Raw genomic sequence first — 3,084 nt, forward strand, 5'->3', positions numbered from 1 at the left:
GTACTCGCCGGCCTGCTTCACGACCGCGGCGTCGAGAGGCAGAACGCCCGACGCGTGGCCGAGTCGGACGTCCGCGCCGGGCTTAGCGGTCGAGCATTCGTGGACCAGCGTGCCCTCGATGCGCGCGGCTACGGCGAGGCACATGGAGGACGTCAGCGGGAAGGCGCGGTGACAGTTGCCCATGGAGATGGCGCGGGCGACGACGTCCGCGGCCTCGTGGCCGACGCGCGTGCCGTCGAGCGCGGTGTACTCGACGGGGGCCGTGACCATGGCGATCTTCGGCGTGGCGGCGCTGCCGGGGATGCCCATCAGGTGCGAGGCGGCGACGCGGATCTTCTCGAGGCGCGCGCAGACCGCCTTGTCGCCGTCCACGGCCTGCGGCGTCTCGGTGCCGGTAAGACCCAGATCGCGGGCGCGGACGAAGACCATGGGGATCGAGGCGTCCACCAGCGAGGCTTCGACGCCTTCGACCAGCTCGCGTGTCTTGCCGGTCGGCAGGAGCCGGCCCGTGCCCGCGCCGCCGGGCTCGAGGAAATCGAGCGCGATGCGGGCGCCCGTGCCCGCCACGCCGGGCAGCTCGAAGTCGCCGTGGACGGCGGGCTCGCTGCCCGCGACGGGCACGCGCGCCACGATGAGCTTCTTGGTGTTGGTGTTGTGGATGCGCACGAGCGTCTCGCCCTCGATGGGCTGGATCAGGCGCTCCTCGATGGCGAAGGGCCCGACGGCGGAGGAGCAGTTGCCGCAGTTGCCCGTGTAGTCCACGTGCGCCGTGTCCACTTCGACCTGCGCGAAGGTGTAGTCCACGTCGGCGCCTGGGTGGGTGGTCGGGCCGATGATGCAGGCCTTGGAGAGGGACGAGATACCGCCGCCCAGGCCGTCGAGCTGGCGGCCGTAGGGGTCGGGGCTGCCGAGTGCCGCCAGCAGGATGTAGTCGCGTTCGACGCCGGCCGGCGGCAGATCGCGCTCGTGGAAGACGAGACAGCGGCTGGTGCCACCGCGCATGTAGACGGCGCGGACGCGGGCTTGGGTCATCGCCCCCTCACCCGGCCCTCTCCCCCGGTGGGGGAGAGGGAGACTTGGGGACGCGCGCTTGTGTCATTTCGCGGTGGCGGTTTGGGCGAGGAGACCGCCCGCTAAGAGGATGTCGCGCTCGCGCGGCGTCAGCACGCAGCGCGTCTGGAAGATCGTGCCCGTTCGCTCGTTGGTCACCGCGATCTTCCGCCCGGCCAGGAGCGCGTCGCGGAGATCGTCGAAGCGAAGCATGTCGTCGCGCTGGATGGCCTCGTAGTCCGCGGGGTTGTCGAACTCGAGCGGCACCAGTCCCCAGTTGATCAGGTTGGCTCGGTGGATGCGGGCGAAGCTCTTGGCGAGGACGGCGCGCACGCCGAGGTGAAGCGGGCCAAGCACCGCCGCCTCGCGCGAGGAGCCCTGGCCGTAGATCTCGCCGCCCACCAGCACGCCCGTGCCCGCGGCCTTGGCTCTGGCGACGAACTCCGCGTCCGTGTTCCTGAAGGTGAACTCGGCGATGGCCGGGATGTTGGAGCGGAAGACGAGGGCGGCCGTCCCCGAGGGCGAGATGTCGTCCGTCGAGACCTTGTCGCCGAGCTTGATCAGCACCGGCGCGCGGAGCGTCGCCTCGACGGGGCGGCCGCGCGGGACTTCCTTGATGTTGGGGCCCTTGAGCACCACAGTCGATGCCGCCTCGCTCTCCGTCGCCGGCGGCACGAGTCCGGCGTTGGACGCGATGAGGGAAGCTGGGTAGTGGCGCTCGGGCGCCGCGCCGCGCTTGCGCGGGTCGGTGATGACGCCCGTCAGAGCGGAAGCCGCGGCGGTCAGCGGCGAGCAGAGATAGATCTGGTCGTCCTTGACGCCGCTCCGCCCGGAGAAGTTGCGGTTGAAGGCGCGCAGGCTCTTGCCTCCGGCCGCGGGCACGTGCCCGATGCCGGCGCAGGAGCCGCAGGTGGGCTCTGACACCGTGGCGCCGGCGGCGAGGAGGTCGGTCAGGAGCCCCTCGCGCGACATGATCTCGAGGATGCGGCTCGAGCCAGGGAAGACGACGAAGGACACCGACGGCGCCACGCGCTCGCCGCGGATGGTGCGGGCGACGGCCCACATGTCCTCCCACGAGGAATTGGTGCACGAGCCGACCATGACCTGCTCGAGCGCGGTGCCTTCGACTTCACTCACCGGCACAACCTTGTCCGGCGAAGAAGGCAATGCGACCAGCGGCTCGAGCGCCGAGAGATCCAGCTCGATCTGCTCGTCATACTCGGCGTCCGCATCCGCGGCAAGAGGCCGCCACTCCTTCTCGCGCCCGAGGAGGGCGAAGTAGCTGCGTGTCGCCTCGTCAGATGGGAAGACGCTCGTGGTCAACGTCAGCTCGGCGCCCATGTTGCAGATGGTCGCGCGCTGGGGCAGGGAGAGCGTGGCTGCGCCGGGCCCCGCGTACTCGAAGATCTTGCCGCTGCCGCCGCGCACGGAGTAGCGGCGCAGCAGCTCGAGGATCACGTCCTTGGCGTGGACCCAAGGTTTGAGCTGGCCCGTGAGCCACACGCGGACCACCTTGGGCATCGACACGTAGTAGGCGCCGCCGCCCATCGCGACGGCGATGTCGAGCCCGCCCGCGCCGATGGCGAGCATGCCCGTCGAGCCGCAGAGCGGCGTGTGGCTGTCGGTGCCGAGGACGAACTGCCCCGGGATGCTGAAGGTCTCGAAGTGCACCTGGTGGCAGATGCCGTTGCCGGGCTTGGAGAACCAGGAGCCGTAGCGCTTCGACGCGGTCTGGATATATCGGTGGTCGTCCGTGTTTCGCGAGTCCGTCTGGTTCACGTTGTGGTCGATGTAGCTGACGACCTTCGGCGTTTTCACGCGTGGGAAGCCCATGGCCTCGAACTGGAGCCACGCCATGTTGCCGTTGGTGTCCGTCAGCAGGCACTGGTCCACGCGCAGGCCGATCTCCTCGCCGGCCACGGCCTTGCCCGCGACCAGGTGCGAGTCGATCAGCTTCCGCGCGAGGGAGAGGCGCAAGACTACCGTTTCTCCACGGGCACGAACGGTTTTCTGCCGGGGCCCTTGTAGTCGGCG

The 3,084-nt window shown here is 69.9% G+C and carries 2 protein-coding genes; both read right to left on the reverse strand.

What is annotated here, in order from left to right:
* Positions 1–1,032: PrpF domain-containing protein (locus VGV06_07570; protein HEV2055015.1), on the reverse strand; the 1,032-nt coding region annotated here is incomplete at its 3' end.
* Positions 1,033–1,095: 63 nt separating this feature from the next.
* Positions 1,096–3,027 carry an aconitate hydratase gene (locus VGV06_07575; GenBank protein HEV2055016.1) on the reverse strand — a complete coding sequence of 644 codons (1,932 nt, stop codon included), beginning with the start codon at positions 3,025–3,027 and terminating at the stop codon, positions 1,096–1,098.
* Positions 3,028–3,084: the final 57 nt, after the last annotated feature.

This window comes from Candidatus Methylomirabilota bacterium (assembly GCA_035936835.1).
Taxonomy (GTDB): domain Bacteria; phylum Methylomirabilota; class Methylomirabilia; order Rokubacteriales; family CSP1-6; genus AR37.